Origin of the sequence: Streptomyces sp. Ag109_G2-15, assembly GCF_900215565.1 — a bacterium.
GTDB classification, from domain to species: domain Bacteria; phylum Actinomycetota; class Actinomycetes; order Streptomycetales; family Streptomycetaceae; genus Streptomyces; species Streptomyces diastatochromogenes.
The window spans coordinates 6,175,850-6,197,216 of sequence record NZ_OCNI01000001.1 but is presented as its reverse complement, the minus strand read 5'-3'; the positions used below and the strand labels follow the sequence as shown (position 1 = coordinate 6,197,216).

Genomic DNA, 21,367 nt, shown 5'->3' with positions numbered 1-21,367 from the left:
TACACATGTCCATCAGCAAACGTGCGCGAGCCTACTACCGCCCCACAGCTAACTCGAAGACATGTCCGGAGGGTGAACTTCCGCACCGGCGGCGAGACATGGCGAGTTGTCCGGGCATTGCGGGAGATTGCGCCCGGGATGTGGGTGCCTGCGACGGGACGGTCCGAAGCAGTACGGACAGCCGGTTGGCTGGAATTTTTCGCAAGTGGGGAATCTTCGAGGCCCGTTGTTCGTCTTTCTCTACGGGAAATGGGGGCGGAATCGGCCACAGGAGCCGCATCCCGCACCCCGGCGGCGTAAAACAGCGCAAGCCGGGCAGCCACTGGGGAGTCGGGGTCCGCGGACACCGGGGCGAGCGGTCTACCGGCGGTGGGGAGTGACACGGTGATGGGCACGGCGGAGCGGCGCGGGGCGCCCGAGGAGAGCGTGGCGGTGCGCTCGGCGGCGCGGCGGGGTCATGAGGCGCCGGATCGCGACATTCCGGTGCGTGAGCGCACCGGGGAGTCCACCGACGGACAACAGCAGCCGAATCACCGGCCGTTGTGGATCGAGGAGCCGGCACGCCGGCGCCGGATGCCCGACCCGGTGCGTACGGCGGCGGTGCGGGCGGTGCTGATCATCTCGGTGACGCTGATCCAGGCCATGGTGGCGTTCCTGTGCACGCTGACCGGGTCCTGGCTGGCGTTCCCGATGGTGATCAGCAGCGTGGCCAGCACGGTGGTGGCCACATGGGCCGTGGTCGACGTGTGGGTCACCCGGCAGGTGTACAACCAGCGGTACGGCGTGGTCTCCGAGCCGAGCAGCACAGCCCGGTCGCTGCGCCGCGAGCGCCGGGCCCGCCGGCGTCAGCAGCGGGCCGCCCTGCGGGAGGAGGAGCGGATACGTCGGCGGGGCGGCACCGGGCAGCTGTCCCACTCCTGACCTTCGGGCGGCCGGCACCCGTCGTCACAGCACGGCAGGCTCCACCCGGCGCTTCTCGGATGCGAGTTCACGCCGGGCCCGCATGAAGGGCCGGGGGGCGGTCCACCGAGAGCACGGCGACCGTGCGCCCGTCGCGTTCGTAACGGGCGAGGAAGCCGCCCTCGCCCGGGCGCCCCACGGCCGCACCGGCCGATGAAAGTGCGCCTGACGGCTAGGCCGGCCGCTTGTACATCCGTGTCGCCGTGATCTCGCTGTGCACCGCTTCTCCGGCCTGGGGCTGCTGGGGCAACCCGGGCCGGAGGTGCTCCTCCACGCTGATGTACTTCAGGCCCGCCCTGAGGTCGGCGTCGTTGCGCAGTCGGATGACCAGCGGGAACTCCGCCAGCGCGGTCGTGTCGAACAGGCCCGTGGTGTACAGCAGTTGGACGCCCAGCGCGTCGGAGACGGCCCGCTGCAGCTCCAGCAGGTACGTCGCGTTGGCGCGACCGATGGGGTTGTCCAGGAACAGCGTGCCCGCGTGCCGGTGCTTGTCGCGGCCGCGGTCGTTCGAGCGCAGGGCCGCCATCGTGCAGTACAGGGCGATGGCGGCCGTCAGCAGCTGACCGCCCGAGAACACGTCGCCCATCTGCCCGACCGGCACGCGTTCGGCACGCAGTACGGCGTCGGGCTTGAGGATCTCGACGGCCACGCCCTTCGGCTGCAGTGCCGCCGCGACTCCTCGCAGGAGCAGGGACATGCCGTCCCGGCGCAGGTCGGAGTTCTTCTTGACGGCCGCGCGTGTGGCCTCGTCGATGACCTCGCCGAGCCGTTCACTGAGCGTGGCCTGGTCGGGCTCCTCGAAGCGGATGCGCAGGAACTCCTGCCCGGACCACTCGCCGAGCCCCTCCGGGAGGCGGGAGAGCCGCTGGGCGGAGCGCAGGGTGGCGAGGGCCGACTCGACCAGCCCCCTGAGCCGGTCCACGATCGAGTCCCGGTTGCGCTCCAGCTGCGCCAACTCGTCGGTGAGGACGCGCAGTCGGGGCGCGAAGGCGTCCGCCCACTTCTGGGCGTGCTCGGGCAGCGCGGATGCGGGCAGCTCGCGGATCTGCTGCCGCGCGGGGGTGCGGACCTGCTCGTAGCGCGTGGAGTTGGCGTGCCGGACGAGCACGTCGCTCGCCTCGCGCACGGCCGCATCGGCGGCGGACAGGTCGGCGGCGCAGCCGCGCAGCGAGCGGCGGGCCTCGGCGGCCGAGTGCCGGGCCTCCTCCAGGCTGCCGGGGTACGGCTCCGGCTCCTCCTGCTCCTCCTCGGGGGTGTGCTCGCGCAGCAGGTCGCGGAGCATCGCGGCGATCTCGTCGAAGCCGCCGGCCGCGTCCTCGGCGGCCCGGTGGGCGTCGAGCAGCTCGGCGTGGGCCTCCCGGGCCTCGGCCAGCGCCTCGGTGCGGGTGGCGAGTTCGGCCGTGGCGGTGCGCAGGAGGGCCTGGGCGTGCTCGGCGTCGCTTGGGGCGAGTTCCTCGGCCAGCTCGGTGTGCGCCTCGCCGTCCTCGGGGGCGAGCCGCTCCGCCTCGCCGCGCAGCCGGCCGAGCTGTTCGCTCGCGGTCGACATGCGGGTCTCCAGGAGCTGCACCAGCTCCTCCGCGCGCGCGGCGGCGGCCTGCCGGGAGGGGCCGTCGGAGCCGTCGGGCGACTGGAGCAGTTGTTCGGCGCGCGTGCGGACCTTGTTGCTGAGCCGGTCCAACTCGGCGAGGGACGCGCTCTCGTCGCTCTCGGCGCGGGCCTGTTCGGCGCGCAGGTCGGCGCCGACGCCGACCTTCTCGTACACCTGGGAGGCGGCCCGGTAGGCCTCGCGCAGGGCCGGCAGGGACACCTTCGGGGCGTCGGCGTCCGCCGCCGGTACGTCGTCGGGGGCGCCGGCGATCTCGGAGCGCTCGGCGCGCAGGGCACGCGCGGTGCGGCGGGCGTCGTCGGCGGCGCGCTGGGTGGCGCGGCGGTCCTCGTCGGCGGCGCGGGCGCGGTCCAGGCACGTCTGGGCGCGGGCCTCCGACTCGGCGCCTTCGTCGGCGAGTTCGCGGAGTTTGACCTGCCAGCCGGCGCGCTCGCGGAGCCGGTAGGCGAGTCCGGCGAGGGCGTCGGCGGCACGGCGGGCCTTCTGCGCGGCCTCCTGCCGCTCGTCACGGACCTGCGTGGCCTCGGCGGCGACCTCGTCGGCCTCCGCGCGCGCGGCGCGCGCCTCGGTCAGCTCGGCCTCGGCCTCCTGCGCGAACGCGCGCGCTTCCCGGGCGGCGTCGGCGAGTTCGGTGACGCGTCCGGCCGGGCAACCGGTGCGCCAGGACGCGAGGCGCGCGGCCAGCTCGCGGTCCTTGCCGAGGCGGGCGGCGAGGGCGCGGATCTCCTCGTCGCGCTCGGTGGCCCGCGCGCGCAGCGCCTGCCGCTCCTCGTCGGCGGCGTGCTCGTCGTGCATGGCCGGGTTCGGGGGCACCAGGAAGACGTCACCCGGGGCGGCGTCGGGCGCCGGGGTCGGGGCGAGGAGGGCGGCGGCCGTACCGACGGCGACGGCGGAGCGCGGCAGCAGGGCGGCGTCGCTGAGCGCCTCGCGGGCACGCGCGTGCGTGTCCGGGTCGGTGATGATGACGCCGTCGACCAGTTCGGGGCGGGCGGCGAGCACGCGCGCGTGGTCGGCGGGGTCGACGGCCTGCGCCAGGTAGCGCCAGCCGGGGAGTGCGGGGATGCCGTGCTCGCCCAGGTACTCCACGGTGGCCAGCACGTCCGGCCCGGGCGGCAGCAGTCCGCCGTCGCCGAGGGCCCCGAGGATGCGGGCGTCGTCGGCGGCGGCGGTGCGCAGTTCGAAGAGGTGCCGTTCGGCGGTCGTCACGGCGTCGTCGAGAAGTTCGCGCAACTCGTCCGCGAAGCGGTCGAGTTCCTCGGGGCTGAGCGGGCTCTCGGCGAGGGAACGGGAGTCCTCGGCCGAGTCTCCCCCGCGCGCGGGCGAGCCGTCGGCCGCTCCCGACCTGGGGCCGGGCACAGCGGCCCGCGCCGTCCCGGGTGCGCCCGGCAGGCTCAGCAGCTCCGCGAGCCGTTCCTCGGCGGCCAGGGCCTCGGCGAGGCGCCGCTCGGCCTCGTGGCCCCGCTCGGCCGCCGTCGCCGCGTCCGCCGCGCGGGCCGCGGTCAGCTCCGCGCGGGACTCGGCCGAGGCCGCCTCGCGCGCGTGCTCGGTCGCCTTGCGGGCGGCCTCACGGGCCGCGTCCCAGGCGGCCACGGCGGTCTTCTCGGCGTCGCTGGCGGCGAGCGCTGCACGGGCCGGGTCGGCGTCCGGTGCGCTGTCGTCGAGCCAGCCCGCGCGGACCGCCTCGGCCGTCTCCTGCTCGACCTCGGCGAGACGCTGGCGCAGGTGCCCGGCCTCACTGCGGGCACGCTGCGCCTCGGTGGCGGCGGAGGTGGAGTCCCGGTGGGCGGAGTCGCTGACCTCCTGGAGCGCAGCGGAGCGCTCCTCCTCCTCGTTGGCGAGGGCCTCGGCGCTCTCGGCGGCCGCGTGCAGGGCGCGTACGAGGTCCACGGCGGCCTTGGCGCGGGCCGCGAGCGCGGGCGCGGCGTCTCGCTCGGCCTCCTGGATCGCGGCGGACACGCGCGCGACGCGGTCGGCGGCGGCGCGGTGCCGCAGCACGGCCTCGGCGGCCTGCCAGGCGGAGTGCAGCGTGCGCGCGTCGGCCAGCTCGCGCTTCTGCGCGGCGGCGGACTTCTCGGCGGCGGCGAGCGCCAGGGAGGCGTGCCGGAAGGCGAGTTCGGCGGCGACCAGTGCGCTGCGCTCCCGGGCGCCCTCGGAGTGCGTGACGGCGTAGGCGGCGGCCGTGACGCGCTGCGCGAGGTCGGCGGCTCGCACCCGCTCCTGCACGGCCCGCGCGGACAACCGCCGGGCCAGTGTGCGGGTACGGCGCTCGGCGCCGGCGTGGATGTCGCGCGCACGCGCGCGTGCCTCGGCGGCCTCGACGATCCGCCCGAGCAGGTCCACGGAACCGGCCGTGAAGTCCCGTTCGGCGATCAGCTCGGCGCGCCGGCCCAGCTTGTTGCCGAAGCCGCTGACGAGGTCGGCCAGGCCGTCGGTGTCGCGGGTGTCGGTGACCGCGCGCAGCAGCAGGTCGGTGAAGTCGGAGTCCTTCTTGACCGCGAAGAGACCGGCCGCCTCGCCCTCGTCGGCGTTCATCTCGCGCTGGTAGCGGAAGAGTTCGGGGTCGAGGCCGAGGTCGCCCAGGTGCTCGATCCAGCGGTCGTGGATCTCCTCCCAGTGCACCTCCAGATGCGGGTAGGCCTTCCCGGCCTCGGTCAGGGCGTCGCGGAAGCCCTTCATGGTGCGGCGGCGTCCCTGGGCGCCCGAGGTGCCCTCGACGGGCGGCCGTACGGCGGTGGACTCGGCGACGGGCAGGTTGTCCAGGCTCAGACCGGGGCCGGGCCGGAAGGAGTACCAGGCCTCGGCGAACTTCCGCGGATCGTTGGAGACCTGGCGTCCGCGCCACTCGCTGGCCTTGCCGACGACCACGCACTCGCCGGTCTGCACGTGCTGCCACTCCAGCGCCACGTGTCCGCAGTCGTCGGCGAGCAGGAACTTGCGCAGCACGCCGGAGCTGGCGCCGCCGAGGGTGTTGCGGTGGCCGGGCAGCATCACCGAGAAGATCAGCTTGAGCAGTACGGACTTGCCGCCGCCGTTCTCCAGGAACAGCACGCCCGCGGGCGCGGGGCGGCGCGGCGGTCCGGCCGGCTCCTCCTCGAAGAACTCCGCCTGCATGGGCGCGGGGTCGGGCACGGGCTCGCCCACGCCCCGCAGGTCAAGCACGGTGTCGGCGTAGCGCGCACCGGCGGGACCGATGGAGTAGAGGCGGACCCGGGACAGCTCGTACATGGCGGACTCTCGTCAGTCTTCTGGCAGATCGGGAAGGTTCAGGAATGGAACGGCAGCCCGGCGTCGGCCACCAGGTCCAGGTCGCTGGTGTCGTCGGCGGGCAGCAGGCTCGCCGTGCCGTCGGTGACCGGGACGACGCCCAGCTCCAGCAGTTCGGCCATCGCGGCGCTGCCGGCCATGTCGCGCACCTGGAGCTGGTAGCGGGCCGTGGTGCGGTAGGTGCCGCCGTGGTCGTCACCGGTGCGCTGCAGGAACCCCGAGTCGGTGAGGAAGGCCGCCGCCTTGCCGACGATGCCCGTGGTAGAACCTGCGAGGCGACGGGCGTCCTTGGTGGCGCCGGTCGCGCTACGTCTGGCCCAGATCCGCCAGGCGGCCTCCAGTCCGGGCGCGTCGGTCGCCGGGTCGGTGTTGTCGCCCTGCTCCTCGGCGCGCTCCTCCAGGCGGCGGCAGGCCTGCCGTACGAAGGCGTCGACGCCGTTGACGGTGATCCGGCCGATGTAGGAGTCGTCGGCGAGGTCCTCCGGGCGAGGGAACGCCAGCGCGGCCACGGCGAGATGGGCCAGTCCGTGCAGGAACCGGTCTCCCGAGTCGGCGGCGGTGCGACGCGCGTAGTCGCCCATGCGGACGGCGAACACCGAGTCCTCGGCGGCCGTCACGGCCATCCCCGCGCGCGGGGACACCTCCAGCACGACGAGTCCGAGACCGGCGGCGACGGCGTCCGCGAGTCGCGCGAACGCCGGGTCGTCACGGTAGCGGCGCAGCAGCTCCGTGTACTCCTGGTCGCGCGCCGGCTGCAGCTTGGGCTGCAGCCCGAAGGCGACGAGCCGCGCCGCGTCGGCGGCGTCGGCGGGGGTGACGGCGGCGGAGGCCGAGGGGGCCGGGGCCTCGGTGTCACTCCACTCGACGTGCTCGCTCACGGTTTGGGCTCCTTGTCGCGCTCTTGTCCACTCATGCTGCTTCCGTCCGGTCCGCCGCCATCCCCACCGCGTCCAGCAGGGCGGTCCCGACGATCAGATCGGCCCCGCCGAAGTCCGGGTCGTCCAGCTCGGTGCCGTCGTCCACGGCGAACAGCAGCTTCTCCTCGCCCTGGCGGTACGCCGTACCCACGGCGGGACTGGCCGCGTGGATGGCCAACAGGGCGACCAGATAAGCCAGATCGAAGCCGCCGGAGTCCCGGGCCTCCGCCAGTAGACCGGACAGTCTCCGCGGCGCATCCGCAGGCAGATCCAGCAGCTCCTTGGCGGCAGCCAACTGCTCCTCGCTGAACCGGCTGTCGTCCGGCGTCGCGATCAGGTCGGGCTCGGGCATCTCCGCGCCCAGGTGCTCCCGCTCCACCGGTGGCGTCAGCAGTATGTCGACGAGGTCGGCGACCCGCACCGACACCGGCGTACGCAACCCCGTGCCGTGGGTGAAGAACGCGTCCGTGATCCGGATCGCCCGCTCCAGGGGCAGCGGCAGCACGGGCGCGACCAGGTGGCCGTACAGGTCTATCCCGGAGGTCGTGGTGGGTGTGGCGAAGGCCTGCCGGTCCTGTTCGGCGCGGAACAGGGGGCCGGCCTCCAGCAGGCGCGACTGGAGCTGGGTGTGCCGCCGGATGCAGTCCTTGACGATGTCCACCAGCTCGGCGGCGCGCCGCTTGTGCTCGGGTTCCTCGGTCTCGTCGCGGGCCTTGCGGATGTTGGTGAGGATCGCGTTCTCGTGGCGGTACCGGTCGGCCACGTGGTCGAGGGCCTCGGCGATCATGTCGGGTACGGCGTTGAGCCAGTCGACCGCGCGGACGTTGCGCCGGGTGGCCTCCAGGGCGCGGCGCAGGGTCTCCGAGTACTGCACGGTGCGGTAGCGGGCCTGCTCGGCGGCGAGCTGGGCGTCGGCGAGGCGGCCGCGGTTGATCAGCACCTCCAGCTTGACCTCGGCGGCGATCTGCGCGCTGGTGACATCGGTGTCCAACGCGCCGACCAGGACGTTGACCGCCTCGTCCGTCGTGCGGAGGTAGACGGTTCCGCCGGGGCCGGGGACCTCCTCGATCAGCTTGAAGTCGTAGTCACGGCGGACATAGGTGCCGTCCGGCGTGAACGTGCCGTACACCGCGCGGAAGCCGCGGTCCACGCTGCCGACGTTGATCAGGTTCTCCAGCACCCAGCGGGCCACGCGCTCGTGCTCGGCGACGGGCCGGTGCGGGGCCTGGGCGGCGATGCGCGGGATGAGCCGGGCCACGATCTGCTCGTGGTCGGCGCCCGTGTCGAAGTCCATGTTCAGCGTGACCAGGTCGATGGCGGCCAGGGCCACCTCGGCCATGCCGTACACCGAGTACTCGCCGGCCAGGTTGGCCTTACGCGCGTCGAGGTCGTGCAGCGGCGCCGTGCAGGCGAGCGCACGCAGCCGACGCGCCAGCCCCTCGTCGGCGGCCGGGCCCGGTGCCGGGCGCGGCCCCGCGCTGAGCTGGGGCGGAACGCTGTCCGTCGATGCAGGCGAAGTCACGGTGCACAGACTAGGTCCTCGGTCTGACAACGACCCAAACGACGCAGAAGCGACGGCCGTCACAGAGGCTCAAGACGCGTCGGCGCCGTCCTCGCCGACCCGCCGCCGGTACACCTCGAGGATCCGCTCCAGCGAGCCCGCGAGGTAGGTCTCCAGCAGCCGCTCGGCCCCGCGCCGGTCCCCGTCCTGCAACGCCTGCAGGATCTGGCGGTTGCGCGCGAGGTAGGGCTCGTGCAGCCGGCGCGGGTCGTCCACGACGTGGAAGGCGAGCCGCAGCTCGGCGAAGACGCTGCGCATCAGCTCGTCGGTGCGTTCGCTGCCCGCCAGCGCGACCAGCTCCCGGTGGAAGTGGATGTTGGCCGTACCCAGTGCTTTCCAGTCATTCTCGTGGGTGGCCAGCTGCCCCTCGGTGACGGCGGCGGCCAGGCCGTCGAGCCCGTACGGCGGCTCGCCGAGGCCCCGGACGACCGCGCACTCGACCAGGGCCCGGGTGCGGTAGATGTCCTCGACGTCCTGCACGGTCAGGACCCGGACGAAGACCCCGCGGTTGAGTTCGTGGACGAGCAGACGCTCGTGGGTGAGCAGCCGGAACGCCTCGCGCAGGGTGTTGCGGGAGACCCCGAGCGCGCCGCCGATGGCGTCCTCGGACAGGCGGGTGCCCGGCGGGAAATAGCCCTCCGCGATACGGCTGCGGAGGATGTCGGAGACCCGCTCGGCCGTGCTGGTGCGCCCCAGGAGGGCGCGGTCGTCGGCCAGTCCCGTCAGCTGCTCTGCCATGCCCGGAATTCAATCGCAGACCCCGGAACGAAACAACGTGGGTATTGAAGGATCGTTGAACAATCCTCTACGGTGCTCCGCACGACACAGCTTCGGCACGGCACAGCTTCCGCACGGCACTGCTCAGTTCCCCGCACCCTCCGTCCCCTCTCTGCGAGGTGCCCATGAGCACGACCCCTCCGCCTCGGTCCGTGACCGCAGGCGCACGACCGGCACAGGGTGAACGCGCCGCCGAGGACAGCGCGTTCGGCTGGCTGCACGCCCTCGGCCCACGCGGCCGGCGCGCGTTCGCCGGTGCTTTCGGCGGATATGCCCTGGATTCCTACGACTACTTCACGCTGCCGCTGAGCATGGTGGCGCTCGCCGCGTACTTCGGCCTGGACAGCGGCCAGACCGGCCTGTTCACCACCGTCACGCTGGTGGTCTCCGCGATCGGCGGTGCCGTGGCAGGCGTGATCGCGGACCGCGTGGGCCGGGTCCGGGCCCTGATGATCACCGTGATCACGTACGCCGTCTTCACCGTGGCCTGCGGCTTCGCGCCGAACTACGAGACCCTGCTGGTCTTCCGCGCTCTGCAGGGCCTGGGCTTCGGCGGCGAGTGGGCGGTCGGGGCGATCCTGGTCGCCGAGTACGCGAGCGCGAAGCACCGGGGTCGTACGCTCGGCGCGGTCCAGAGTTCCTGGGCGGTCGGCTGGGCGCTGGCCGCGATCGTCTACACGCTGGTGTTCTCCTTCGCCGGCGACGACCTGGCCTGGCGCATCATGTTCTGGACCGGGGCGCTGCCCGCGCTGCTCGTGGTGTGGCTGCGCCGCCGAGTGCACGACGCGCCCGAGGCCATCGCGGCCCGCGAACAGAGCCCGCAGCGCGGCTCGTTCACGGCGATCTTCCGGCCCGGTACGGACGGCGAGCCCGGCCTGCTGCGCACGACGGTCTTCGCGGGCCTGCTGTCCACCGGCGTGCAGGGCGGCTACTACACGCTGGCGACCTGGGTGCCGACGTACCTGAAGACCGAACGCGGCCTGTCCGTCGTCGGCACCGGCGGCTATCTGACCTTCCTGATCTCCGGCGCCTTCCTCGGCTACCTGACCGGCGGCCACCTCACCGACCGGCTCGGCCGGCGCCGCAACATCTGGCTGTTCGCGCTGCTCTCGGCCGTGTGCATCCTCGCGTACACGAACATCCCGCACGGCGCCAACACCCTGCTGCTGGTGCTCGGTTTCCCGCTCGGCTTCTGCATGTCGGCGATCTTCAGCGGCTTCGGCTCCTACCTGAGCGAGCTGTACCCGACGGCGGTGCGGGGCACCGGGCAGGGCTTCACGTACAACACGGGCCGCGCGGTGGGCGCGGTGTTCCCGACCCTGGTGGGCTTCCTGGCCGACAGCTGGGGCGTGGGCGGTGCGCTGGTCTTCGGCGCGATCGGCTACGGCCTCGCGGCCCTGGCGCTGCTCGGGCTGCCGGAGACGCGCGGGAAGGAGCTGGCGTGACGCGGCTGAACCGTACCGAGGACCGGCCCGTGACCGTCGTCGACGAGCACGCGCACGCGTGGAGCGCGAGAACGGCACGGGCCCGCTTCCGGGAGGGCCTGGCCGGCCCCACGGCAGGCGTCGCGGCCGGCAACACACAGGCGAACCTGATCGCGGTGCCGGCCGACTGGGCGTACGACATGCTGCTCTTCTGCCAGCGCAACCCGAAGCCGTGTCCGGTGCTGGACGTCACGGACGCGGGCGCCACCGCCACCGTCCTCGCGGAGGGCGCGGACCTGCGCACCGACCTGCCGCGCTACCGCGTGTGGCAGGACGGCGAGCTGGTCGAGGAGCCGACGGACGTGCGCGCGCACTGGCGGGACGACCTGGTGTCGTTCCTGCTCGGCTGCAGCTTCACCTTCGAGTGGGCGCTGGCCGGGGCAGGCGTCCCGATCCGGCACGTCGAGCAGGGCCGCAACGTGCCGATGTACGTGACCGGCAGACAGTGCCGCCCGGCGGGCCGGCTGCGCGGCCCGATGGTGGTGTCCATGCGCCCGGTGCCGCCGGAGCACCTGCGCGCCGCGATCCGGGAGAGCAGCCTGCTGCCGGCCGTGCACGGCGGCCCCGTGCACTGCGGCGATCCCGCGGCTCTCGGCATCGAGGACCTCGGCCGGCCCGACTTCGGCGATCCGGTGGACGCCGCTCCCGACGACATCCCGGTGTTCTGGGCGTGCGGGGTGACCCCGCAGGCGGCGGTGATGGCCTCGCGGCCGCCGTTCGCCATCACCCACGCACCGGGCCAGATGTTCCTGACCGACGCCCGCGACGAGCAGTACCGCGTGGTCGGCGTCGACTGACACCGCCGAACAGCACACGACACGAGGACCGGAGACACGGAAGACCATGAGCGCGATCGATCTGAACGCCGACCTCGGCGAGGGCTTCGGCCGCTGGCGGCTGACCGACGACGAACAGCTGCTGTCCGTCGTCACCAGCGCCAACGTGGCCTGCGGGTTCCACGCCGGGGACGCGGCCACCATGCGTCGGGTGTGCGAGCTGGCCGCCGCGCGCGGGGTGACGATCGGCGCGCAGGTCTCCTACCGGGACCTCGCCGGGTTCGGGCGGCGCGCGATGGACGTGCCGCCCGCCGAACTGGCGGCCGAAGTGGCCTACCAGATCGGTGCCCTGGAGGTGTTCGCGCGGGCGGCGGGCGCGCGTGTGGCGTACGTCAAGCCGCACGGCGCGCTCTACAACCGGGTCGTGCACGACGAGGAGCAGGCCGCGGCCGTGGTCGAGGGCGTCCTCCTGGCCGACCGTTCGCTGCCGGTGCTCGGGCTGCCCGGCTCGCGTGTCCTGGAGCTGGCCGCCAAGGCGGGCCTGCCGGCCGTCACGGAGGCGTTCGCCGACCGCGCCTACACCGACGAGGGCACGCTGGTGCCGCGTGACCGGGACGGCGCCGTGGTGACCGATCCGGACGCCGTCGTGGAGCGCTCGGTGAGCCTCGCGCGCTCCGGCGCGGTGGTGGCGCACTCCGGCACGCGCATCCAGGTACGCGCCCGTTCGCTGTGCCTGCACGGCGACACGCCAGGCGCGGTGGAGCTGGCGCGCCGGGTGCGTGAGCGGCTGGTGGCGGCGGGCGTGCGGGTGGAGGCCTTCGTATGAGGGCCCTTCCCGTCGGTGATGACGCCCTGCTGGTGGAGGTCGCCTCGGGCGAGCAGGCGCAGGCCCTGCACGCGGAGCTGCTGCGCCGCCGTGCGGAGGGCTCGCTGGCCGTCCGCGAGATCGTCCCGGCAGCCCGTACGGTCCTGCTCGACGGCCTGGCCGACCCGGTCCGTTGGGCATCCGAACTGACCTCCTCCGAGGTGCCCCCCGCTCCCCCGCGCGCGCGGGAGCTGATCGAGCTGCCCGTGCGCTACGACGGCCCGGACCTCGCCGAGGTCGCCGCCCACTGGAAGGTGTCCGAGCGCGAGGTGGCCCGGATCCACGCGGGCACCGAGTTCACCGTGGCCTTCTGCGGGTTCGCGCCCGGCTTCGGCTACCTCACCGGGCTGCCCGCCCGCTACGACGTCCCGCGCCGGGCCACCCCGCGCACGGCGGTACCGGCCGGTGCCGTGGCGCTGGCGGGGCCGTACACGGGTGTGTACCCGCGTTCCTCGCCGGGCGGCTGGCAGCTGATCGGCACGGCGGAGGCGGTGCTGTGGGACCACGCGCGCGCACCGGCCGCGTTGCTCTCGCCGGGCGCGCGCGTGCGCTTCGTACCGGTGGGGGACGCATGACAGCCCACGCGCGCGTGTGCCTCGTACCGGTGGAGGACGCATGACACCCCCCGCGCGCATGCGCCTCGTACCAGGAGCGGGCGCATGACCGACCGTGCGCTCGTCGTCGTGCGGGCCGGGGCGCTGACCACCGTGCAGGACCGCGGACGGCCCGGGTACGCGCACCTCGGCGTGCCCCGCTCCGGAGCGCTCGACCCGCGCGCGGCGTCACTCGTCAACCGGCTGGCCGGCAATCCGCCGGACGCGGCCGTCCTGGAGACCACGCTCAACGGCTGTGCCCTGCACCCTCGTTCGACGGTGACTGTGGCGGTCGGGGGCGCACCCTGTCCGGTCACCGTGGACGGCCGCCCGGCGGCCTGGGGCACCCCGGTCGTCGTGCCCGCCGGTGCCCTGCTGGAGGTGGGGGCGGCCGCGGCCGGGGTACGCGCCTATGTGGCCGTGTCCGGCGGCATCGCCGTGGAGCCGGTCCTCGGCAGCCGTGCCACCGACCTGCTGTCCGGCCTCGGCCCCGCACCCCTCACGGACGGCACGGTGCTGCCACTGGGCACCCCGGCCGACCCTCCCGCGCGCGTGGACGCCGTCCCGCACCCGTGTCCGCCGGCCGAACTCGTACTCCGGGTGACGCTCGGCCCGCGCGACGACTGGTTCACGGCGCGCGCGGTCCGGGATCTCACCACGCGCGCGTACCGGGTGTCCTCCGCGAGCAACCGGATCGGCCTGCGCACCGAGGGGCCCGCCCTGGAGCGGGCCCGGACCGGTGAACTCCCCAGTGAGGGCATGGTGCTCGGCGCGGTCCAGGTACCGCCGGACGGCCGTCCGGTGGTGTTCCTGGCCGACCATCCGACCACCGGCGGCTACCCGGTGATCGCGGTGGTCCGCGCCGCCGATCTCCCGGCGGCCGCGCAGGCGGTCCCGGGCACCCCGGTGCGGTTCGTGGCGGTACGGCGCCGCTGAGCCTCGGCGTCGGCACCGCCGGCATCCGGCTGCTCCGCCCTCGACAGCGCGGCCAGCGCCTCGGACACCGCGGCGGAGGCGTTCAGGTCGAGGCGGGCGCTGGTACCCCGCGCGCGGTGACGCACTTCGTCGGCGGCCAGCCGCAGCAGCTGCGGCAGCAGATCGTTGCAGCGCCGGACCACCCAGGTGGTACCTGCGGTGGCGAGCCACAACAGGCTCGCCGAGCGGGTCGGAGCGGGGAACTCCGGCTCGGGTGACGGCGGCGCGCCGGTGGCCCGGCCCGCCGCGGTGAGCAGGGCGTGGAAGTGCACGGCGAGCCGCCGGTGCCCGCGCTCGCCCGGATGCAGCCGGTCCGCGCTCCACAGGGCGCGGTCGGTGACCCAGGTGCCCTCGGCGGCGTGCAGGTGGACGGCCCCGTACCGGTCGGACAGTTCGTGGACGACCGCGTTGACCGCCCGCTGCCGGCGGGCCAGCGGGCGGGCGAGGGCGCCCGGGAGGCCCAGCATCGCGCCGGGGTCGGGCAGGCAGGCGGTGAGCAGCGTGGCGCCCTGGGCGGTGAAGGCCGCGTACACCTGGTCGAGCCGGGTGGCCACGGCGTGGATGTCGAAGGTGTGGCGCAGCGTGTCGTTGACGCCGATCACCACGGACGCCACGTCCGGGCGCAGTTCGAGACCGGCCGGTGTCTGCCGTTCCAGCACGTCCCGTGTCTGCGCCCCGCTGACGGCGAGGTTCGTGAACTGCACCTGCCCGGCGTCCTCGGCGAGGCCGCCGGCCAGCAGCGCCGCCCAGCCCCGCCAGCCGTCCCCGGCGGGGTCGCCCACGCCCTCGGTGAGCGAGTCCCCGAGGGCCACGAAGCGGACGGATCTCATGCCACGCCCTCCCGGGCAGCGGGCCGGGCCGGGGCGTCCGCGCGCCGGAGCACCTGGGCGTCGTGCGCCGCGAGGAACGCCTTCACCGCCGTTCCCCAGCCGAAGCACTCCGCACGCGCGCGTGCGGCCTCCCGTCGCTCGGGCTCGGAGCGGGACAGGAGCAGCTCCACGGCGTCCGCGAACGCGTCCGCGCGATCGGCCGCCGCCGCCCCCGCGGACCCGATCACCTCGGGCAGCGCCGACGACGCGCTCGCCACCACGGGCGTCCCGCACGCCAGGCCCTCCAGGGCGGCCAGCCCGAAGGTCTCGGCGGGCCCGGGCGCCAGGCACACGTCGGCGGACGCCTGGAGCGCGCCGAGCACGGCCCGGTCGGCGACGTACCCGAGGAACGTCACCGGCAGCCCGCGCTCCCGCGCACGCTGCTCCAGCCGCGCCCGCAGCGGGCCGTCCCCGGCCACCACGAGCACCGCCCGCCGCCCGCGCCGCCGCAGCGCCTCCAGGGCGTCCAGGGCCGTGCCGGGCCGCTTCTCCACGGACAGCCGGGAGCACATCACGAGCAGCGCCTCGTCCCCGCGCGCGTGCCGGGCGCGCAGGGCCGGGTCGCGCAACGCGGGGTGGCGTTCCATCAGGTCGACACCGAGAGGGGCGCGTACGACGTTGCGCGCGCCGATCCGTACGAACTCGCGCTCGGCGAACTCCGTGGTGCACACGATCCGCGAGTAGACGTGCGCGGTACGGGTGTTGAGGGAGTCCGCGGTCCGGGCGGCGAGCTTCTCGGACAGGCCCCAGGTGCGCAGCACGCCGTCGGCGGTCTCGTGGGAGACCATCACGGCGGGTACGCGCGCGCGGCGTGCCCAGCGGCCGGTCCACCGCAGGGTGGTGCGGTCGGAGACCTCCAGGCGGTCCGGGGCCAGGTCCTCCAGGAGGGCGGCCACGCGCCGCTTGTCGGTCAGGACGCGGTAGCCGCCGGTGCCGGGCAGCACCGGTCCGGGCAGGGTGATGACCCGGCCCTGCTCCGTGTCGCGGTCGGTGTGCCGCTCGCCCGGCACGATGAGCACCGGCTCATGGCCGGCGGCCCGGAAACCCTTGCCCAGTTCGTGCAGGGCCGTGCGCAGGCCGCCGGAGGCCGGGGTGACGAAGTTGGCGAGCCGGACGATGCGCAGCGGTGCGCCGGTCATACCGCCACCGCCGTCTTCTTCCGTGCGGCGAGCACGTCCTCGTAGTGCGCGATCAGCTGGTCGCCGACGGCGGCCCAGGTGCGCCCCTCGACCATGGCCCGCCCGGCGGCGCCGTACGCGGCCAGCAGGCCCGGATCGGCGGCCAGGGTGCGTACCGCCTCCGTCACGGCGTCCGCGTCTCTCGGCGGGACGAGTAGTCCGGTGCGGCCGTGGGCGACCAGGTCGAGCGGGCCGCCGGCGGCGGGCGCCACCACCGGTACCCCGCTGGCCATGGCCTCCTGGACGGTCTGGCAGAAGGTCTCGAAGGGGCCGGTGTGCGCGAACAGGTCCAGCGAGGCGAAGATCCGGGCGAGGTCGTGGCCCGTGCGGCGGCCCAGGAAGACCGCGCCGGGCAGGGCCTCGTCCAGGTGGGGCCGGCTGGGGCCGTCGCCGACCACCACGACCCGTACGCCCTCCAGGCCGCAGACACCGGCCAGGAGTTCGACCTGCTTCTCGGGGGCGAGCCGGCCGACGTAGCCGACGATCAGCTCGCCGTTCGGGGCCAGTTCGCGACGCAACGCCTCATCGCGGTGCTCCGGCCGAAAACGGACGGTGTCCACACCGCGCGGCCACAGCCGTACCCGGGGCACGCCGTGCGCCTCCAGGTCGTGCATCGCTGCGCTGGACGGGGCGAGGGTGCGGTCGGCGGCGGAGTGCACGGAGCGGATCCGGCGCCAGGCGGCCGCCTCGCCGGCGCCCATGTACGTACGGGCGTAGCCGGCCAGGTCGGTCTGGTAGACGGCGACGGCGGGGATGCCGAAGCGGGCGGCGGCAGCCATGCCGCGCACGCCGAGGACGAAGGGACTGGCCAGGTGGACCACATCGGCGCGGTGCTCGGTGAGCGCAGCGGCAAGGCGCCTGCTGGGGAGGGCGACGCGGACCTGGGGGTAGCCGGGAAGGGGGAGAGAAGGGACACGGACGACGGGACACGGCGCCTCGAGGGCGTCGGCCTTGGTGCCGGGCGCGGGGGCCGGCGCGACGACGAGCGGGTGGTGGCCGCGATCCACGAGGTGCCGGGCGGTCTGGACCGCGCAGTGGGCGACGCCGTTCACATCGGGGGGAAAGCATTCGGTCACTATGACGACACGCATACGGGTGTTGTCGCCGCGCCGGACGTGGCCGCGTCAACGTCGATCTTTCCGGACGGGGAACGTCCCATGAGCGTTGGACTGCACACCCGAGCAGGTCAGCCGGCCGCCATGTCCGGCTGACCCGCGGGTCACCCGGTGTTCACCCGACGGGCGGTCTCCCGCCCGTCCCGTATGCGTGCGACGGCGCTCGGCTCTGCGTACTACGGCGCTCGGCCCCGCGTGCGAGGGTGCTCGGTCATGCGTGCGAGGTGCGCGGTGAGGTCACATGGCCTGTGCGTCCGGTCCGAAGCGGCTGCGGACCGCCGTCTGTACCTCGTCCTCCTCGGCCGGGTCGGCGGCGAGGCGGCGGAGTCGCTCGACGACCCGGGCGTCACCGGTCTCGGCGTGCCGGGCGGCGATCTCCCGGGTGGTCTCCTCGCAGTCCCACAGGCATTCGACGGCGAAGCCGGCGGCGAAGGAGGGGTCGGTGGCGGCCAGGGCGCGGGCGGCGCGGCCGCGGAGGTGGGAGGAGGCCGTCTCGCGGTAGATGTGGCGCAGCACGGGCGCCGCGCAGGCGATGCCCAGGCGTCCGGTGCCGTCCACCAGGGTCCACAGGGTGGGCGCGTCGGGGCCCTCGCCGCGTACGGCCTCGCGCAGGGCGCCGAGGACGAGGTCGCTGTCCTGGGCTCCGCCGCGGCAGGCGAGCATGCGGCCGGCGGCGGCTCCGAGGGCGTCGGGGCGCTGGGCCCAGCCGCGCGCGCGGTCGACGGCGGCGATGCTGCGCATCCGTTCGAAGGCGTCGACGGCGGCTTCCACGACGACCGTCGGTCCGTCGGCGACGGCGGCCTCGATCAGGTCGAGGGCGTCGGGGTCGTTGCTGTCGGCCAGGTAGCGCAGCGCCGTGCAGCGGGCACCGTCGATGCCGTTCCGCGCGGCCTGGAGGATCTCCGGCCGGTCCTCGGGGCCGGCCACGGCGACCAGGCAGCGGGCGGCCGGGACGTGCAGGGCGGCACCGCGTTCGATGCCCTGCTGGGCCCATTCGAAGACGGCTCGCACGCTCCACCCGGGGCGGGGCCCGGTGGGCCGCATCTGGCGCTGCCAGCGGTCGAAGCAGCCGGCTTCCTGGGCGGCACGCACGCGTGTGGCGATCGATTCGCGGGGATCCTCGGCCCACAGTCGCCAGGGCCTCGGCTCGAAGGCGTCGCGCACGGCGGCGGCCAGTTCGGCCTCGCCCTCGGGGTCGGTGGGGAAGCGGGCCAGGACCGGGGCGGCGAGGGCGCGCAGGCCCGCGTCGTCGTCCCTGAGGGCCAGCTCGTCCAGGGCCCAGGCCCAGCTGGACCCGTGGGCGGCGTACCTGCGCAGCAGTGCGAGCGCGTCGCGCCTGCCGTAGGAGGCGAGGTGCCCGAGGACCGCCAGGGCGAGGCCGGTGCGGGACTCGTCGGTGTCGAGGACGTCCTCGGGGTCGAAGAGGTGCGCCTCGATGGCGTCCAGCTCGCCGTTCAGGTCGAGGTAGAGCCGGGCGTAGTAGAGGGAGCGGTTCTCCACCTGCCAGTCGTGGCGGGGGTCGCGCAGCACACAGTGGTTCAGGGCCGCGAGCGCCTCCGCGCGCGGGGCGGTGAGCGCGTGCAGCGTGCCGTCGCCGCGGCCGCGCTGGAGCAGGCCGAGCAGCGTACCGCTGGGCGCTATGACCGGATCGAACATGGGAAACAGCCTCACATCAAGCGTCGACGCAACCGGGAAACACGCACTACCTGGCCGCGTGACACAACGTCGGAGCGCCCGCCGTCTCTTGCTTGCTGTAGACCATTTCTCTCTGCCTCTCGTCGGTGGCCCATGCGGACCGCATCACGGTCCGCGCGGTGCGGCAACACCTGCCCAGCCATCGCGTCCGTGAATCACGTCGTCATGATGACCCGCGGTGTGTGCTGCCGCGACCGTATTTCCGGCGGCCCTGTACCGCCTCCCCCGTTTTCTGTGTCGTACCTGGTCAGGACGTCCGCATCAGTGTGCGCCGAACAGTTCCAGGAGTTCCGTCTTGCCGAACATGCGTGCCGTGTCCACGGCCGAGGGAGTGCCCGCGGCGGGATCGGCGCCGCCCTCCAGGAGGGCCTTGATCACTTCCGTCTCACCCTTGAAGACGGCCCCCGCGAGCGGGGTCTGGCCTCGGTCGTTGATCCGGTCCGCGTCCGCACCCCGGGCGAGCAGGGCGCGCACCGCCTCGGCGTGACCGTGGTAGGCGGCGAGCATCACGAGGGAGTCGCCGCGGTCGTTGGTGAGGTTGGCCGGAACGCCCTTGTCGACGTACGCCACCAGTTCCTCGGTCTGCCCCTGCCGGGCCAGATCGAAGATCTTGGTCGCCAGCTCCACGACCTCGGGGTCGGGGGCTTCGCTCATCGGCCGGACCGCCTCTCGTTACAACCATTCAGGTGAATCGCAAGGGTACTGGCTCGCGCCTCACATGACCCGATGTGCCCGAGGTAAAGATCACTGCAGACCCCACCGGACGCAAGCGCCCTGCTCAACCGGCCTACGACGGCTCCGCCACCTGGGGGAAATGAGGTGAATTTCACTCAGTTGCACCTTTTATCGTATAGATACATCCTGTGATCCTGGAAGTACTCATGGTGACTGTCCCCTCTCGACACCAGGAGACCTCAAATGATCCTCTCCCTGTCAGGCGTGCTCCTGCTCGGCATCATCGTCTTTCTCTTCTTCCGGAAGGACGGGCTCAAGGGCTCGCACGCCGCCGTCTCGGCCCTGTTCGGCTTCTACCTGTCGAGCACGGCCATCGCCCCCAGCATCAAGGCAGGTGGCGAGAGCCTGGCGAGCCTCCTCGGCGGCATCAAGTTCTGACGCTCCCTCTCCCGCCCGTACGCACCATCAGGAGACAGCAGTGGCCCGGCGCCCTCTCCCCCGCATTCTGAGCAAAGACAGCGCACAGATCGCCCGGACGCAGATCGCCCGGAGCCGGGAGCTGGCCCGGACGGCGGCCGACAGCGCCACCGATGTCCTCCACCCGCTGATCACCATCTCGCGCGGGCTGCGCCGGCTGGCCTCGGCCGGACGGCGCAGGTTTGCCGAGACGCCCAAGGACAAGCGTGGGCCGCTGCTGTTCCTGGCGGCCTCCGTGGTCCTGTTCGTGGCGCTGGTGCCGTACGGACCGCTGCTCGCCGCCATCACCCTGATGGCGGCGGCGGCCTGGCAGGGCCGCGACCGCACCCCTTCGGCCCCCGAAGGGCCGGACGAATCGCAGAGCGAGCGGCTCCAGTCCCTGTACGAGGCGCTGGTGCCGTACTTCTCCACCGCCGAGGACCCGGCGCCGCTGTACGCGCACGGCGGAGAGTGGGAGAAGGCCTTCGACACCCACGAGTTCGACGACGACGGGCGCCTCGGTCATCTCGTGATCCGCTACCCCGCGTACTTTCCGGACGGCGAGCCCGTGGCCCGCGCGCGGATCGAGCAACTGCTCAGCGCGAAGGCCGGGCGGGGCCGCGAGTACCACTTCGAGTGGGACGAGGCGGGCAACCGGTTGACGGTGACCGTCCTCGCCCCACTGCCCACCGACATCGCCGCCCAGCGCTTCGTCACCGCGCCGGGCGAGACCGTGCTCGGGTTCACCGATCCGAGTGAGGTCCAGCGGACGCTCCCCCTCTCCTACGGAGAGGAACAGCGCGACGTCCCGCCGGTCGTCTGGCGCACCGGCATCCGCTCGACCGAGCCGCACCTGCTGGCCATGGGCCACCCCGGCAGCGGCACCTCGACCCTGCTGCGCTCGATCGCCCTGCAGGCGCTCCAGTACGGCGACGTACTGATCGTCGACGGCGGCGGCACCGGCGAGTACGCCTGCCTGATCGGCCGGGACGGGGTGCTGGCCGTGGAGTGCGCGCCGGCCGGGGCCCTGGCCAGCCTGGAGTGGGCCGCGCAGGAGACCGAGCGGCGGCTCATCGCCATCAACCGGGCCCGGCAGGCGGGCGACCCGCCGCCCGAGGACACCCGGCGCCCGCTGTGGATCCTGCTGGACCGGCCGACCGTCTTCACCCACCTCACCGCCGCGGACGGCCGCAAGGACCCGCAGGCCCTCCTCCAGATGCCGTTGCGGCACGGCCGCGCGGCGAACGTGACCGTGGCGGTGGCCGAACAGTTCGACAGCGCGGATGCGTTGAGCGAGGGGGTACGGCAGCACACGCGCGCGCGGGTCGTACTGGGGCCTGCCGCGCCTGCGCAGGTGCAGGCGGTGCTCGGGGTGCCGGCGCACACGACGTCGCCGGCTCAGGTGCCGCCGGGGCGGGGGTATGCGCGACTGGGGTCGGGGCCGGTGCATCGGCTTCAGGTGCCGTCGACTCCGGATCCCTACGACGACGCGACCACGGACGCCGATCGGCAGGCGGTGCTGGAGTTGCTGCCGCCGCGGACGACTCCCGTCGAGGCGGAAGCGTTGGCTACGGGGGCTGTGGCTGCCGAGAGTTCGTGAG

Annotated in this window: 17 protein-coding genes; 8 read left to right on the top strand and 9 right to left on the bottom strand. The window is 73.9% G+C overall.

All coding sequences use genetic code 11. The features are described from left to right. The first annotated feature begins 387 nt into the window (after positions 1 to 387). Positions 388 to 921 carry a hypothetical protein gene (locus CRP49_RS28005; RefSeq protein WP_097255858.1) on the top strand — a complete coding sequence of 178 codons (534 nt, stop codon included), beginning with the start codon at positions 388 to 390 and terminating at the stop codon, positions 919 to 921. 211 nt (positions 922 to 1,132) lie between these two features. Here CRP49_RS28005 and CRP49_RS27995 read toward each other — a convergent pair whose 3' ends face one another. The 4 genes from CRP49_RS27995 to CRP49_RS27980 form a co-directional block, all read right to left on the bottom strand. Continuing rightward, entirely contained in the window at positions 1,133 to 5,791 is a 4,659-nt protein-coding gene (locus CRP49_RS27995; RefSeq protein WP_097255857.1) for a hypothetical protein, read from the bottom strand. 38 nt (positions 5,792 to 5,829) lie between these two features. Beyond that, on the bottom strand, positions 5,830 to 6,708 hold the full coding sequence (locus CRP49_RS27990) for a hypothetical protein (protein ID WP_094220792.1): 879 nt from the start codon (positions 6,706 to 6,708) through the stop codon (positions 5,830 to 5,832). A gap of 31 nt (positions 6,709 to 6,739) precedes the next feature. Then, positions 6,740 to 8,269: a hypothetical protein gene (locus CRP49_RS27985; protein ID WP_097255856.1), complete on the bottom strand. Its 1,530-nt coding sequence runs from the start codon at positions 8,267 to 8,269 to the stop codon at positions 6,740 to 6,742. A 69-nt stretch (positions 8,270 to 8,338) separates the two neighbouring features. Next, on the bottom strand, positions 8,339 to 9,046 hold the full coding sequence (locus CRP49_RS27980; protein WP_094220794.1) for a GntR family transcriptional regulator: 708 nt from the start codon (positions 9,044 to 9,046) through the stop codon (positions 8,339 to 8,341). A 164-nt stretch (positions 9,047 to 9,210) separates the two neighbouring features. Between CRP49_RS27980 and CRP49_RS27975 the strand changes: the two genes are divergently transcribed. The 5 genes from CRP49_RS27975 (at position 9,211) to CRP49_RS27955 (ending at position 13,739) form a co-directional block, all read left to right on the top strand. Beyond that, positions 9,211 to 10,530 carry an MFS transporter gene (locus CRP49_RS27975; RefSeq protein ID WP_097255855.1) on the top strand — a complete coding sequence of 440 codons (1,320 nt, stop codon included), beginning with the start codon at positions 9,211 to 9,213 and terminating at the stop codon, positions 10,528 to 10,530. Positions 10,531 to 10,535: 5 nt separating this feature from the next. Further along, on the top strand, positions 10,536 to 11,366 hold the full coding sequence (locus CRP49_RS27970) for a putative hydro-lyase (RefSeq protein ID WP_097257566.1): 831 nt from the start codon (positions 10,536 to 10,538) through the stop codon (positions 11,364 to 11,366). Positions 11,367 to 11,412: 46 nt separating this feature from the next. Continuing rightward, the gene (locus CRP49_RS27965; RefSeq protein WP_097255854.1) at positions 11,413 to 12,171 is read left to right on the top strand and encodes a LamB/YcsF family protein; all 759 of its coding nucleotides are present in this window, start codon (positions 11,413 to 11,415) and stop codon (positions 12,169 to 12,171) included. Beyond that, positions 12,168 to 12,785 carry a 5-oxoprolinase subunit PxpB gene (gene pxpB, locus CRP49_RS27960; protein WP_097255853.1) on the top strand — a complete coding sequence of 206 codons (618 nt, stop codon included), beginning with the start codon at positions 12,168 to 12,170 and terminating at the stop codon, positions 12,783 to 12,785. Before CRP49_RS27965 ends, pxpB begins: the two co-directional genes overlap by 4 nt. Before the next feature lie 84 nt (positions 12,786 to 12,869). Further along, a complete protein-coding gene (locus tag CRP49_RS27955) occupies positions 12,870 to 13,739 on the top strand; it encodes a biotin-dependent carboxyltransferase family protein (RefSeq protein WP_097255852.1) in 870 nt (289 codons plus the stop codon). Here CRP49_RS27955 and CRP49_RS27950 read toward each other — a convergent pair. The 5 genes from CRP49_RS27950 to CRP49_RS27930 all read right to left on the bottom strand — a co-directional run bounded on the left by CRP49_RS27950 (position 13,640) and on the right by CRP49_RS27930 (position 19,289). After that, the gene (locus CRP49_RS27950; RefSeq protein ID WP_097255851.1) at positions 13,640 to 14,608 is read right to left on the bottom strand and encodes an SGNH/GDSL hydrolase family protein; all 969 of its coding nucleotides are present in this window, start codon (positions 14,606 to 14,608) and stop codon (positions 13,640 to 13,642) included. The two genes, CRP49_RS27955 and CRP49_RS27950, sit on opposite strands and share 100 nt — an antisense overlap. Further along, positions 14,605 to 15,786 (bottom strand): glycosyltransferase, encoded by a 1,182-nt coding sequence (locus CRP49_RS27945; protein ID WP_097255850.1) that lies wholly within the window; start codon positions 15,784 to 15,786, stop codon positions 14,605 to 14,607. The genes CRP49_RS27950 and CRP49_RS27945 overlap by 4 nt, the downstream gene beginning before the upstream one ends. Beyond that, positions 15,783 to 16,916: a glycosyltransferase family 1 protein gene (locus CRP49_RS27940; RefSeq protein ID WP_097255849.1), complete on the bottom strand. Its 1,134-nt coding sequence runs from the start codon at positions 16,914 to 16,916 to the stop codon at positions 15,783 to 15,785. The genes CRP49_RS27945 and CRP49_RS27940 overlap by 4 nt, the downstream gene beginning before the upstream one ends. Before the next feature lie 261 nt (positions 16,917 to 17,177). Further along, positions 17,178 to 18,596, bottom strand: coding sequence for a hypothetical protein (locus CRP49_RS27935; protein ID WP_097255848.1), 1,419 nt, complete (start codon positions 18,594 to 18,596; stop codon positions 17,178 to 17,180). A gap of 300 nt (positions 18,597 to 18,896) precedes the next feature. Continuing rightward, a complete protein-coding gene (locus tag CRP49_RS27930) occupies positions 18,897 to 19,289 on the bottom strand; it encodes an ankyrin repeat domain-containing protein (protein WP_097255847.1) in 393 nt (130 codons plus the stop codon). Positions 19,290 to 19,553: 264 nt separating this feature from the next. On the opposite strand from CRP49_RS27930, the gene CRP49_RS27925 reads away from it, so the two are divergent. Beyond that, positions 19,554 to 19,748: a hypothetical protein gene (locus tag CRP49_RS27925; protein WP_094220804.1), complete on the top strand. Its 195-nt coding sequence runs from the start codon at positions 19,554 to 19,556 to the stop codon at positions 19,746 to 19,748. 40 nt (positions 19,749 to 19,788) lie between these two features. Then, complete coding sequence (locus CRP49_RS27920; RefSeq protein WP_097255846.1) at positions 19,789 to 21,366, top strand: hypothetical protein; 1,578 nt, start codon at positions 19,789 to 19,791, stop codon at positions 21,364 to 21,366. Position 21,367 lies beyond the last annotated feature (1 nt).